We start from the raw sequence: 12,726 nt of genomic DNA on the forward strand, positions 1-12,726 counted from the left end.
TAGATACTGTTTTGATATTGCAAGGATAGCAACCCAAGGAGAGTCATGAAAATCGCAGTCTACGGCGCAACAGGCATGGTCGGAAGCCAGATCGTCAACGAATCGCTCACCCGCGGCCACGAAGTCACCGCTATCTCCCGCAAGGGCTCGGAGGTTGCCGGAGCGAAGGCCCTCGCTGCCGATCTCGCTGATGGCCAGAGTTTCGCGGAGATCGCCAAAGAGCACGACGCCGTCATCCTCGCCACCGGCCCGAGCCGCACCGGAGGCGACCACGGAGAGTGGCTTGCGGCAATGGACACCGCCTACAGCAACGCAGAAGGCACCCGCCTCATGATCGTCGGCGGAGCAGGCACGCTGGAGATCGACGGCGTTCGCCTCCTCGATTCGCCCGACTTCCCTGAGGCCTATAAGGCCGAAGCAACCACGGCGGCCGCAGCATTCGCCGCCGTCAAGGAAACTCCAGAGAGCCTGGACTGGACAGTGCTCGCACCCGCGCCTGTCATCCAGCCAGGTGAGCGCACGGGAAAGTACTCCACTGCCAAGGATTCCCCAGCAGGCAACACCATCTCCACCCAGGACTACGCCGTAGCCATGCTGGACGAAATCGAAACTCCTGCCCACCGCCGGGCCCGCTTCACGGCAGCCAACTAACCCAACGCTCGCTCACGTATAACGGCCCATTTGCCAACGCTCGCTCACATTTGAGGGAAAAGCACCGATCGCTCCTGCAGATCATCTGCAGGAGCGATCCGCCGGTCGGCCTCATAGGTGAGCGAGCGTTTCGGATTTCGACGGCATAGGTGAGCGAGCGTCGAGGAAAAAGGGCAGACACGTGAGCGAGCGTCGAGGGGTTACGCGCCCAAACCCAGCCCGGGTACCTGCTGTCCAAACATGTCATTCAAGGCATATTTAGCAGCGTGATACCCCGGCATTCCTGTTACTCCGGGTCCTGGGGGCGTGGACGAGGAGCACAAATACACCCCCGGCAAAGGGGTCCGCCACGGTACCGGAGAGAGCACGGGACGCTGCACGAGCCCTCGAATGTCCATAACGCCCGCGCTGAAATCGCCGCCTAGATAGTTCGCGTTGTAGCCGGCCAAGCCTGCCGCCGTCGTCGTCTTCCAGCCAACCACCACGTCGCGGAAGCCCGGCGCGAATTCCTCGATCCGGGACATGACCGCCTCGGCCATGTCCGTGGTCGAACCCTTGGGTACGTGGCAGTAGGACCAGAGAATGTGCCGCCCAGCGGGAGCCCGCCCGGGATCCACGATGGAGGGCTGGGCCACCAAGACGTAAGGCTTCTTGGGATGCCGGCCGGCCGCTACCAAGTTCTCGGCCTCTGCCATGGCGGCGCGCGTGCCACCCACGTGCACTGTCCCGGCGGCTGCCAGCCCCGGAGCTGCCCAAGGCACCGGCCCGGACAGGATGAAATCGACCTTGCACGCTGCATTCCCGAAACGGAATGTTTCAAGCGACCGCCGATAGCGATCGGGAAGCGCCGCACCCGCCATGCGCAGCAGTCCTGGGGGCGCAACGTCCAGCAGGATCGCCTTCGCGGGACGCAACTCTTGCAGTGCGTCTATTTGCACCCCGGTTTCAATCACTCCGCCGTGGGCCTCGATGTCCCGGACCATGGCCTCCGCAATAGCAACGGAGCCACCAACGGGAATGGGCCACCCGCCGGCATGAGCCAACCCACCCAGAAGGAGTCCCGCCCCCGCGGCAGCGAGCGAAGGCAGGGGAGCGACGGCGTGCGCCGCGACCCCGGTCAGGAGTGCGGGAGCCGCATCCCCGGCGAAGCGCCGGTTCCACCACGGCGAACCCTGCTCCAAGGTTGCAAGGCCGAGTCGCAACGCCGCCACCGGATCGGCAGGCATCCGCAGCAATTGGTTCTGCGTCACGTCCAGCACCCCGCCGAGCCGCTCCACCAGCGGTCCCATCAGGCGGGTAAACGCAGCTCCGTCGGCCCCGAGTTCAGAAGCGGTCCGCTCCAGTGAGCGATACGCGAGGGCTGCCCTGCCGCCGTCGAGCGGAGTTCCGTATTGGACCTCAGGCAAACGCAGCGCCACGCGCCGCTCGAGTTCGAATTCCCGGAAGAAACGCGAAGCCAGCGCCATCGGATGGACCGCGGAACAGACGTCGTAGACGTGCCCCGGTTCCAGCAGTTCTGCCGTCCGCGTGCCCCCACCGATCGTCTCGGCGGCCTCGTAGACCCGTACAGCCAGTCCCGCGCGGGCCATGACTACCGCTGCGGCCAAGCCGTTCGGTCCGGAGCCGACGACGGCGACCTCAGCCATCGCGTTCGGCCTCGCCGTGCGTAGACGGCACTGAGTCGTGCCCGGGCGGCGCGGCGTGGTCAGTCGCCCGGGACGCACCCGAGAGCACAGTCGCCCTCCGCCAAGGCAGCACTGATGCCGCCGGACTCTTGAGGTCTATCCGGAACCAATCCTGGGCCCCGTTGAACACACCACCGTGAGGATCATCCACCCCCTGGACTCGGAGGGGATCCAGATGGGGTTCCCAGATGTCCCACGCAACCCGCAGCATCAAATATGCCGTCGCGGCCATGTGTAGCATCACGGCCATGACGTAATACGGCATATCGATATTGTTCTGCGCGGCCCCGCCGCTGCTCGTCTGGCCCAGATACATCCATGTGGCGGTCCAATGCAACGCCTCGGCGGCCTGCCAGAGCAGGAAATCGCGCCAGTTGGGTCTCGCCAAAGCCAGCAATGGCACTAGCCAGAGCACATATTGCGGCGAATAGACCTTATTGCTCAGGATGAAGGCCGCCACTATCAGGAACGTCAACTGGGCTAGCCGCGGGCGCCGTGGCGCTGTCAGCGCCAATCCAGCAATCAAAACGCAGGCAATGAGGAACATGTCCATCGCCAGGGCATTGATGGCTTCCGGGCCAAGCTGCACCAGTTGAAGTCGCTCCGCAACGAGGTTGTAGGCGAACCAGGGCGAGCTGTAACCCGCGGGGCGATCGCGGGTGTAGTCGAAAAAGTAGCGCCAGCCGGCCGGATTGACCGCTGCGACCGGCACATTGACTGCCAACCAAGCCACCGTCGCGGACAGGGTGGTCACAAACAGGACCCGCAGCCGGCCGGTGCGTAGCGCGAGTAGAAAAACTGCGCCCAGTATGAGCAGCGGATAGAGCTTGGTTGCCGTCCCCAAACCGATGAACAGACCGGCCATGACGGGACGTTCCTTAGCGAAGAAGTACATCCCCACCGCAAGCATGGCCACCGCCCATATGTCCCAATTGATGACTCCGGCCAGCACAATCCCGGGCGCCAGGGCCACCATGGCCGCGTCCCACGGCCGGCGCCGGTTGATGCGTGCGGTGGCCAGGACAACCACGATCCACATGGCCGCAATCAGCGTGGCATTCACATCGAAATAGCCAAGGATCCGGTCCGGGCTGGCACCGCGCCCTGGCACGAGCCATGCAGTGATACCCGCTATCAGCCCCGTGATCACGGGATATTCGAAGAGGGCCTTCTGGTCGAAGAGCGGAAACACGCCATCTGCAAGGCCCCGGCTGCTGAAAAGTTCGGGGAAATCCGAGTAGCAGGTGGCGTAGAACTGCTGCGGAGTGTGCCAGCCGTTAACGCGGCAATAGCCCTTGATCAGTATCGACAGGAGTGCCGCAACGATCGTGAGGATAATCAGGACCCGTTCAACCGTGAAGAATCCCGGGGAGACCGCTCCAGGCGAGGACCGCTGCCCGAGGGGTCCTCCGATCAACTCGGTGAAGCTCCTGAGCAAGGAATCACTACGGCTGGGAACCACAAAGCGAGCACGTTTTTCCTGGCTGTGCGGCTTCGTCTCCTGCATGGAATCGAGCTTAGCGCAGGCGCGGGGGACGGGATCCGGCCAGGCGCGGGGGACGGGATCCGGCCGAGGACAGCCCTTCCCAACTCGGGCCATTAAAAGGCGGAAGCCCACGCATAGCCGCGTGGGCTTCCGAGGCGAACGGTCCGATGTGTGCCATCAGTCCCTCCTGAAGTGCAATGGTGGGGGACACTTAGCGGATGATGCCCATTTGGTGCAGGACGACGTAGACATCTTCCCGGCGTTGATCCAGCAGTTGTCCGTTGAAGAGCGTCTTGTCTTTGACGACGGGCTTGCCGTTGAAGACCATCAGGTCCTTGAGGCGCTTGGCCAAGGTTCACCTCCTTTCGTAGTGAAGAGAATTGCCGGAATTCGGGCATGACAATTAAGCCCCCTGAATTCGAAGAAAACAAAGGCGGAATTAGGCATGTGAATGCCGGCGATGGTGGGTGGATTAAGCGGATCTATCGAATGACCGTAAACAGTACCGAAGCGTGGAGTTCCGGTACCTGGTATCCAGGGGCAGCCGTCCCCAACAAGAAGCTGGTTCCGAACTATGAGGAAACTGCGCACCACGTCGATCGCGTGATACCGCTCAATGGCAGGCCCGACTCGAAGCCTGATTGCACTGTGAACCGCCCCGAGGAATCAGGGGAGGAAGTACATCAGGGGGAGTTAGGCCGCAAAACGGCGTCGAGCAGCAAAGGCCGGGGTGCCAGCAACGGTCATCTTCCATCCGCTAGTCAAAGTAATCATTTTCCCAACCTCCTTTTCTGCTTTGGCACTACCGCAGTTGACTGACTGGATAGTGCACGCCTCAATCCCGGCGAATCGCTCTGGGATCAAAAATAAAGTTACACCATGAATCGCACTGTTGACCAGCCAATTACAAAGAATTTAGAAATTAATTCTTCCTACAGTCCCCAGCGAAGAATGGCAGGCGTCCGCTTGTCCCATCCCAAGGTACAAACTTTGGCTGTTCCCAGGACAAAATGGCGTCCTTCCCGGGCATCCAATTCAAGCCAGCGGGCCGTGAGGATGCGGGAGAAATGGCCGTGGGCCACAATCAGGACGTTGTCCATTCCGGACTCGAGGACGCGGGCAATGATCTTGTCGGCACGGGCCGCCACGGAGTCGAGAGTCTCGCCGTTGGGAACGCCGTCGAACCAGATGAGGTAGTCGGGGTTGTCTTTGCGGATGAGGTCCGAGCTGATGCCTTCGTAGTCGCCGTAGTTCCACTCCACAGCGAGCGGTTCATGAACGGCGTCGGGGAAGCCCGCCAACTCCGCGGTACGCCGGGCTCGGCGCAGCGGCGATGTCAGGACCAGGTCGAAGTCGATGCCTTCCAGGATCTTGCGGGCTTCCACCGCCTGCTGTTCGCCTTCCACCGTCAAGGGAAGGTCCGTCAAACCGGTGTATTGGCCACTCTTGGACCATTCGGTCTCGCCGTGACGCATGATCCAGAGCTGTGGCCGGGAAGGCTTGGCTGCAGGGTTCACTTAGGACTCCTCTAGTTCGGCGGTGCCTGCTTTGGCATCGACGGCTGGTTCCGATGAAAGTTCGACGGCGGACTCGGGTTGCCCGGCCCACCACGCCAGGAGCTTGGACTCGGCATCCTCCTGGGACAGCGGACCGTTTTCCATGCGCTCCTCCAGCAGGAACTTGTAGGCGCGGCCAACCACGGGCCCGGGTTTGAGTCCCAGCAAAGCCATGATCTGCGCTCCGTCCAAGTCAGGCCGGATGGCATTGAGCGATTCCTGTTCGGCCAGGACCTCAATCCGTTGCTCAAGGTCATCGTAGGCAAAAGAGAGCCGCTCCGCCTTGCGCTGGTTACGCGTGGTGACGTCGGACCGGGTGAGTCGGTGCAGGCGCTCCAACAGGGGGCCGGCGTCGGCGACGTAACGGCGGACCGCGGAATCGGTCCAGCCCGCGTCTCCGTAGCCGTAGAAACGCATGTGAAGCTCCACAAGCCGGGCCACGGCCTTGATGGTGTCATTGTCGAAGCGCAGGGCCTTCATGCGTTTTGCGGTCAGCTTGGAGCCCACCATGTCGTGGTGGCGGAAGCTCACCGCGCCGCCCGGTTCGAAACGGCGCGTCGCCGGCTTCCCGACGTCGTGCATCAACGCGGCGAAGCGCAACACAAAGTCCGGACCAGGCACCGGGCCGTCCGGGCCCGTCTCGAGCGACGCGGCTTGCTCCAGGACCTGCAGGGAGTGTTGGTAGACATCCTTGTGGCGGTGATGCTCATCGGCTTCAAGGCGCAGCGCGGAAACCTCGGGGAGGACGAATTCGGCCAGTCCGGTCTCCACGAGGAGGTCGATGCCCGCACGCGGGTGCGCACCGTTGACGAGCTTGACGAGTTCCTCGCGCACGCGTTCGGCGGAAATGATCTTGATCCGCTCGGCCATGCCGGACATGGCGAGGCGGACGTCGTCGTGCACTGCGACGCCGAGCTGCGCGGCAAAGCGGGCAGCACGCATCATGCGCAGGGGATCGTCGGAGAATGACGATTCGGGAGAGCCAGGGGTAGCAAGCACCGAGGCGTGGAGGTCGCGGACCCCGCCGAATGGATCCACGAGTTCCAAGGAGGGCAGCCGGAGCGCCATGGCGTTGATGGTGAAGTCGCGGCGTAGGAGGTCGTCCAGGAGCGAGGAGCCGAAGGCCACCGCGGGCTTGCGGGAACCGGCGTCGTAGGCCTCGGCGCGGTAGGTGGTGATCTCGATCTGGAAGCCGGACTTCTTCATCCCGATCGTTCCAAAAGCGCGGCCGATCTCCCAGAAATTGTCGGCCCACCTCTTGATGATGGAAAGGGTCTGGTCCGGCGTGGCGTCGGTGGTGAAATCCAGGTCCGGCGAAACACGGCCCAGGAAGAGGTCACGCACGGGCCCGCCAACCAGCGACAGTTCGAAGCCAGCGTCCACAAACCGCTGGCCGAGGTCCAGGACCACTGGATCCATCTGGAAATTAACTGAAGAACTGTCCAATACTTGCGCCATAGTTCCTTAAGCTTGTCAGATTTCGCTGCGCCATCCCACCGGATCCTTGTCATTGCGCTGCGATTGCGTGGCGACTGCACCGGGATCACGGCCGAACGCCATCCGCACGTCACCCTGAGTCCATGTCCCGGTCATCACCAACGGGCAAGAGTCGTTAGAGTGGACTTCATGGCCAACCCGATCCCGAGTGCTCCTGGCAGGAGGACGAACGCACCATTGCCGTCGGCAATTGGTGCCCACGTCGCGCCCGCTCCGCACCCGGCACAGGCCGCCCTTCCGACCGTGGAAGAAGTCTCCGCCGGCGGCGTCGTAGTGGACACGTCCGACGGCGAACTGAGGGTTGCGATCATCGCCCGCCTTAATAGGGGTGGCCGGCTCGAGTGGTGCCTGCCGAAGGGGCACCCGGAGGGCAAGGAAAACAACGAAGAAGCAGCCGTGCGCGAGATTGCGGAGGAGACCGGGATCGAAGGCAACGTCCTCGCTCCGCTCGGCAGCATCGACTACTGGTTCACCGTAAGCGGGCACCGCGTGCACAAAACGGTGCACCATTTCCTCCTGCGTGCGACGGGCGGAGAGCTGACCATCGAGAACGATCCCGACCAAGAGGCCATCGATGCCGCTTGGGTTCCGCTCCAGGAATTGGCCCGCAAGTTGTCCTTTCCCAATGAGCGGCGCATCGCCGATCTTGCCCGGGAAGTCTTGCCCGAACACCTCTAACGCGGCCTTTTATATGGTCTTGACGCATCAGGCAGCCCGGCTCATGGGACGATAATGACAATGTCTGCCGCCAAAACAACCCAGTCAACCCAGTCCGGAGAAACCCGTTCCAGCGCCGTCATGGCCGCAGGGACGCTCGTTTCGCGGTTCCTCGGCTTCGCCAAAACCTGGATGCTTGGCGCCGCGCTGGGCCTGGGATCGACGGTTAACGACACGTTCATCAACGCCAACAACCTGCCCAACCTGATCTTCCTTCTGGTGGCGGGCGGTGTGTTCAACGCCGTGCTTGTCCCGCAAATCATCAAAGCCAGCAAGGGCCCGGACCGCGGCGCGGACTACATCAGCCGGCTGCTGACGCTGGCGGTGCTGGTTCTCTTGGCGCTGACGGCGCTGGTCACACTGGCCGCGCCGATGGTTATCGACCTCACGACCCAGGGCTATTCACCCCAGCAGAAATCGCTGGCCGTAACCTTCGCGTTCTATTGCCTGCCGCAGATCTTCTTCTACGGTTTGTATGCGCTCCTGACCCAGGTCCTCAACGCCAACGGCGCCTTCGGGCCCGCCATGTGGGCGCCGATCCTGAACAATGTGGTGGCCATCGCTGGACTGGGCATGTTCATCTGGATCCTCGGCGCCAACATCACCAACCCCCACACTTTGGACAATTGGGGACCTTTCCAGACCTTCCTGATCGCGGGATTCTCGACCGTCGGCGTGATCGCGCAGACCGCCATACTCCTCGTCCCGGTGATCCGCCTGAGGCTCGGGCTCCGGCCGCGTTTCGGCTGGCGGGGCGTGGGACTGGGCCAGGCAGCAAAACTGAGCGTCTGGACGCTCCTGACCGCCGCCGTCGGGCAGCTCGCTTTCCTTTACGTCATGAGGATTGCCACGATTCCCGGCTCCGAGCGGCTCCGCCTGGCACACGAAGGGGACCCTGCTGCCGCCACCCTCCCCGGTAACGCGGTCCTGGAAGTCGCCAGCCAGCTGTATTTGCTCCCGCACTCGATCATCGCGTTGTCGCTCGCCACAGTGCTGTTCAACCGGATGGCCCACGCCTCCCAGGCAGGCAACAAAGCCGAGCTCCGCGAAGCACTTTCGCACGGGCTGCGGACCATGGCCGTCGCCACTGTCTTCGGGGCACTGGCCCTGTTCGCCCTCGCCGGACCGCTGGGCATGTTCTTCTCCGGCGGGAACCCCCAGGACGGCGTCATGCTCGCCCAGACGCTGACGATCCTGGCGCTGAGCACGCCGTTCATGAGCGCCAACTTCATGATGTCCCGGGTCTTCTACGCCAACGAAGACGCCCGGACGCCCTTCTACATCCAGCTCATGCTGGCCCTGCTCAACGTTGTGGGTGCGTTCATCATCCAATTCCTGCCGGTGGGCCGGATCATCTTCGCGATCGCCGTCCTGTATACGCTCGGCAATATCCTTTCCGTGGTCATCAGCGTCTGGTTCCTGCGTCGCCTCCTCGGCCACGTGGACGGCCCCCGGATCGCAAACTCGTACATTCGCATGGGCTACGCCGCTCTGGGATCGGCGATCGCCGGCGCCTTGGCCCTATGGCTCCTGGGCAGCTATCACGCTGACGGCTTCGCCTGGAGCAGCAGGCTCGCCGCTTTGGTGACGGTGGTCGTCGTCGGACCCGTCATGCTCGTTGCGTATCTGTTCCTCCTGCGTGTCTTCCACGTCAGTGAGCTGCGCGATTTGCTCCGCCCGGTGCTCGGCCGGCTCGGCCGGGGAGTCCCGGTCGCCAAGGCACCGTCCGCGGGCGGAAAGCAGCCCACAACGGCGGTCCGCGCCACAGTTTCGGACGACACCGGGCTCATTCCGCGCATCTCGGGCGAGTTCGACGCCGCATCCTTCCGCGCCGGACCCGCCTTGCAGACAATCCCTTCCAAGGACGGGTGGGATGACGTCCGCGATGGAGCTACTGCCGAAGGGAAAGATAAGGTGGACGCTTGGTCCGACGTCGAGAAGGCATACCTGCCCGATGAAGACATCCCCAGCACCGCGCAGGGGGCCGCAGGCCGCCCAGGCATCCCGTTGCCCGGCCGCCGCACCTATCAGGGGACGCTGGGAAACAACCCCTATTTCCGCGGTGGACCCCGCCGCAAAAGGTGACGCATCCTCGCAAACCGGGAGCCAGAACGGCCCAATCAGCTAGGATCAGAAACTAATACAGGTAGTTGCAGACCACGGGTCACCCGGCTGGCCGGATCCCGTATTCAGGACCCGCAGCTTCCGGACAGTCATAGGAGGAACCCGTGTCCCACCCGATCGATGTCGGATCAGTGCTTGGCGGCCGCTACAAAGTCACAGCCACCGTCTTGACTTCGCACGACCAAGATCTGGTGCTCGACGGCGTGGACCAGGTCCTCAACAGACCCGTCAGCATCCTCGTGGCGGGCCCCGGAAACGCCGATCAGGTTGCCAAGAGCGCCCGCGAGGTAGCCACTGGCGAACGGCCCGGGCATGTCCAGATCCTCGATCTCGGCGTCAGCGACAGCACCACGTACCTCATCACCAACCACAGCAGCGCTCCTGACCTGCTGGACCTCGTGGTGGCTACCAACCCGCCTTACGTCGAACCGTTCTTCACGGACACGCTTGGCAGCGAGATCTTCGGCCAGGCCCGGTCCCACGAGCCCGAGACCTACGACGGACTGTACGACGACGAAGAGCACGACGCCGAGTACATCAGTTACGACGAGGTCGAGCCGAATCCGGCCGGCGAACCACTACCAGGCGCCGCGTCACCCGCGGACCCGCGCCGCCCGGTGGTTCCTCCCATGCCCGCCAGCCGGCCGGCGTCGGCCCCGGGAGGCATCGGTTCCCGGATCGCCGCTGCGGCAGCCGGAGCGGGGGCGGCTGCCGCTGCGGCCGCGGCCGCCGTTAAGGGCACCGGCAAGTCAAACAGCGACGACGTCGAAGCCGCACCTTCGGCTGCCGCCCCATCGAACCGGGCCGATGAGTCTAACCGGACCGCTCCCCAGCAAATCCAGGCGCCCCCTGCCACGCAGGCTGTTCAAGCGTCCGCCCCTCCGGCGCCTGCCTCCGCGAACCCCGCCCAGGAATCCAAGGTTTCCCTCTGGTCCGAAGACGACTACGGCTTCGTTAACGACGACGCCCGCTCCCGCGGTACGGGCGCTTCCCGCGATGCGGCTGCCGCTACCGGCGGGTACAGCCGAGGAGCATCGAGCTTCCCGTCGACTGCGCGTGAGCAGGCAGAGCCGCTCGACGAGGACGAATACTACGACGAGGAACCAGTACGCGAGCCCCGTTCCTTCCGTTGGCTCGTGGGCGGGGTCCTTGCCGCCGTCTTGATCGTGGGTTTGATCCTGGCTGTCACCAACCTCGGCAACCTGATCCCTGGCGGGTCGCCCGCTGCCAAGCAATCCTCCACAGCGTCCCAAACGGTGACCGGCCAGCCGAGCAGCAGCGCATCAGCACCTCCGGTCGCAGCGCCTCCGGCCATTGATGGAGTCACTCGCATGGGCGATTTCGAGTTCGCTGCGACCTACGACAAAGACCTGGTCAAGGCTTACGACGGCAATGCCGCGAGTTACTGGTCGGACATGGAGTTCGCCACTGCGGACTGGGGTGGACTCGCTCCTGATGGAGTTTCGCTGCTCGTCAAGCTCAAGGCACCCTCGCAAGTGACATCCGTCACATTGAGCCAGTTGGGCGCTTCCGGTGGAAACATCAACGTTTATACCAACGATCGTCCGGCTATGGACGGCGCCAAATTGGTTGGCACCAACAGCTTCACCTCACCGGAGCTCACCATGCCGCTCAGTTCCCCTGTAACGGCCCAATACGTCATCATCTCCATTAAGTCCCTGCCCAAGCTGACCGCGCCGAAGACGCGCTACGGTTTCGGCCTGCGCCTTGCGGAGATCAAGGTCCAGTAGCCGACGGCGGGAGGACCCTTCGGCCGCTTGTCACCGCTCTGGCGTTTGCTTCCGCTGGGAGCTTGGGGCGCGTGCGTCAAGGGCGGCCGTCAACTCCGGTAACGGAGTCTTGCTCCTTCGATGCCTTGTGCTCCCGGAAGGTACCCTGAATGGTGGCGGATATTAGGGTCCCCGGGAACATCGGAATATTCCGCGCCGACATAGGGTTGTGCCATGTGGCCGGCCGCAAGGATCCGGTGCATCGACTAAGGAAGAGGTTCACCCACCAGTGAGCAACGCAGAAAACACCGCGTCCAACGTACGTGATGTCATCATCGTAGGCTCAGGGCCTGCCGGTTACACGGCGGCCGTCTACACGGCACGCGCCAACATGAACCCGCTGCTCATCGCCGGTTCCGTGACTGCAGGTGGCGAACTGATGAACACAACAGACGTCGAGAACTACCCCGGTTTCCCCGAGGGCGTCATGGGACCTGATCTCATGGAGAGCTTCGAAAAGCAGGCGGCACGCTTTGGGACTGAAATCCAGTTCGAGGACGTCACCGAACTGGACCTCGACGGCGACATCAAGTCCGTGACCATCGCCACGGGGGAGACCTTCAAGGCACGTGCCATCATCCTCTCCACGGGTTCCGCATACCGTGAGCTCGGCCTCGAGAATGAAAAGCGTCTTTCCGGGCACGGCGTGAGCTGGTGTGCAACCTGTGACGGTTTCTTCTTCAAGGACCAGGACATCGCAGTGATCGGCGGTGGCGACTCTGCCATGGAGGAAGCGCTCTTCCTCACCAAGTTCGCCAAGTCCGTCACGGTGGTGCACCGCCGCGACACGCTCAAGGCTTCCAAGATCATGGGTGACCGCGCCCAGGCCCACGAGAAGATCAACTTCGTGTGGAACACCGCCGTCGAGGACGTCATCGGTGGGGACAAGGTGACCGGCTTGAAGCTGAAGAACCTCGTCGACGGCACCGAGTCCGAACTCGCCGTCACAGGCGTTTTCGTGGCCATCGGCAACGATCCCCGCACGGAGCTCGTCAAGGGAAAACTGGAGCTCGCTCCTGAAGGCACCATCGCCGTCGACGGCCGCAGCTCCAAGACCAGCATCAAGGGCGTCTTCGCCGCCGGCGACGTAGTGGACCCCACTTACCGCCAGGCCATCACAGCCGCTGGTTCCGGTTGTGTCGCGGCCCTGGACGTCGAGCACTATCTTGCAGACCTGCACGCCTAATCGGCACAGCAGCCATCCATTCGAAGGGAAAGAA

Annotated in this window: 11 protein-coding genes; 6 read left to right on the forward strand and 5 right to left on the reverse strand. The window is 63.2% G+C overall.

The features are described 5' to 3' along the window. Nucleotides 1-45 precede the first annotated feature (45 nt). Nucleotides 46-651 carry an NAD(P)-dependent oxidoreductase gene (locus VLA65_RS15855; RefSeq protein WP_332603062.1) on the forward strand — a complete coding sequence of 202 codons (606 nt, stop codon included), beginning with the start codon at nt 46-48 and terminating at the stop codon, nt 649-651. 200 nt (nt 652-851) lie between these two features. Here VLA65_RS15855 and VLA65_RS15860 read toward each other — a convergent pair whose 3' ends face one another. The 3 genes from VLA65_RS15860 to VLA65_RS15870 form a co-directional block, all read right to left on the reverse strand. Further along, nucleotides 852-2,297, reverse strand: coding sequence for a phytoene desaturase family protein (locus VLA65_RS15860; RefSeq protein WP_332603063.1), 1,446 nt, complete (start codon nt 2,295-2,297; stop codon nt 852-854). Then, the gene (locus VLA65_RS15865) at nt 2,290-3,843 is read right to left on the reverse strand and encodes a glycosyltransferase family 87 protein (RefSeq protein WP_332603064.1); all 1,554 of its coding nucleotides are present in this window, start codon (nt 3,841-3,843) and stop codon (nt 2,290-2,292) included. The genes VLA65_RS15860 and VLA65_RS15865 overlap by 8 nt, the downstream gene beginning before the upstream one ends. A 190-nt stretch (nt 3,844-4,033) precedes the next feature. Then, entirely contained in the window at nt 4,034-4,174 is a 141-nt protein-coding gene (locus VLA65_RS15870) for a hypothetical protein (protein ID WP_172465581.1), read from the reverse strand. A gap of 44 nt (nt 4,175-4,218) precedes the next feature. Here VLA65_RS15870 and VLA65_RS15875 point away from each other — a divergent pair, with 44 nt between their 5' ends. Further along, nucleotides 4,219-4,641 carry a hypothetical protein gene (locus tag VLA65_RS15875; protein ID WP_332603065.1) on the forward strand — a complete coding sequence of 141 codons (423 nt, stop codon included), beginning with the start codon at nt 4,219-4,221 and terminating at the stop codon, nt 4,639-4,641. A 113-nt stretch (nt 4,642-4,754) separates the two neighbouring features. Here VLA65_RS15875 and VLA65_RS15880 read toward each other — a convergent pair whose 3' ends face one another. Further along, nucleotides 4,755-5,339 (reverse strand): histidine phosphatase family protein, encoded by a 585-nt coding sequence (locus VLA65_RS15880; RefSeq protein ID WP_059388855.1) that lies wholly within the window; start codon nt 5,337-5,339, stop codon nt 4,755-4,757. Then, nucleotides 5,340-6,836 carry a CCA tRNA nucleotidyltransferase gene (locus tag VLA65_RS15885; protein ID WP_332603066.1) on the reverse strand — a complete coding sequence of 499 codons (1,497 nt, stop codon included), beginning with the start codon at nt 6,834-6,836 and terminating at the stop codon, nt 5,340-5,342. Nucleotides 6,837-7,052: 216 nt separating this feature from the next. Here VLA65_RS15885 and VLA65_RS15890 point away from each other — a divergent pair, with 216 nt between their 5' ends. The 4 genes from VLA65_RS15890 (at nt 7,053) to trxB (ending at nt 12,692) form a co-directional block, all read left to right on the forward strand. Then, the gene (locus tag VLA65_RS15890; protein WP_059388857.1) at nt 7,053-7,553 is read left to right on the forward strand and encodes an NUDIX hydrolase; all 501 of its coding nucleotides are present in this window, start codon (nt 7,053-7,055) and stop codon (nt 7,551-7,553) included. A gap of 60 nt (nt 7,554-7,613) precedes the next feature. After that, nucleotides 7,614-9,677, forward strand: a complete 2,064-nt coding sequence (gene murJ / locus VLA65_RS15895; protein ID WP_284988553.1) for a murein biosynthesis integral membrane protein MurJ — start codon at nt 7,614-7,616, stop codon at nt 9,675-9,677. A gap of 143 nt (nt 9,678-9,820) precedes the next feature. After that, nucleotides 9,821-11,467: an ABC transporter substrate-binding protein gene (locus VLA65_RS15900; protein WP_332603067.1), complete on the forward strand. Its 1,647-nt coding sequence runs from the start codon at nt 9,821-9,823 to the stop codon at nt 11,465-11,467. A 268-nt stretch (nt 11,468-11,735) separates the two neighbouring features. Continuing rightward, nucleotides 11,736-12,692 (forward strand): thioredoxin-disulfide reductase, encoded by a 957-nt coding sequence (trxB, locus tag VLA65_RS15905; protein ID WP_306963420.1) that lies wholly within the window; start codon nt 11,736-11,738, stop codon nt 12,690-12,692. Nucleotides 12,693-12,726 lie beyond the last annotated feature (34 nt).

It is taken from the genome of Arthrobacter sp. S2(2024) (genome assembly GCF_036662515.1).
Lineage (GTDB): Bacteria > Actinomycetota > Actinomycetes > Actinomycetales > Micrococcaceae > Arthrobacter.

Coding starts and splice junctions, on each gene's coding strand:
- VLA65_RS15885 (WP_332603066.1), bottom strand. CDS start 6,836: ATGGCGCAAGTATTGGACAGTTCTTCAGTTAATTTCCAGATGGATCCA.
- VLA65_RS15875 (WP_332603065.1), top strand. CDS start 4,219: ATGACAATTAAGCCCCCTGAATTCGAAGAAAACAAAGGCGGAATTAGG.
- murJ (WP_284988553.1), top strand. CDS start 7,614: ATGTCTGCCGCCAAAACAACCCAGTCAACCCAGTCCGGAGAAACCCGT.
- VLA65_RS15860 (WP_332603063.1), bottom strand. CDS start 2,297: ATGGCTGAGGTCGCCGTCGTCGGCTCCGGACCGAACGGCTTGGCCGCA.
- VLA65_RS15865 (WP_332603064.1), bottom strand. CDS start 3,843: ATGCAGGAGACGAAGCCGCACAGCCAGGAAAAACGTGCTCGCTTTGTG.
- VLA65_RS15855 (WP_332603062.1), top strand. CDS start 46: ATGAAAATCGCAGTCTACGGCGCAACAGGCATGGTCGGAAGCCAGATC.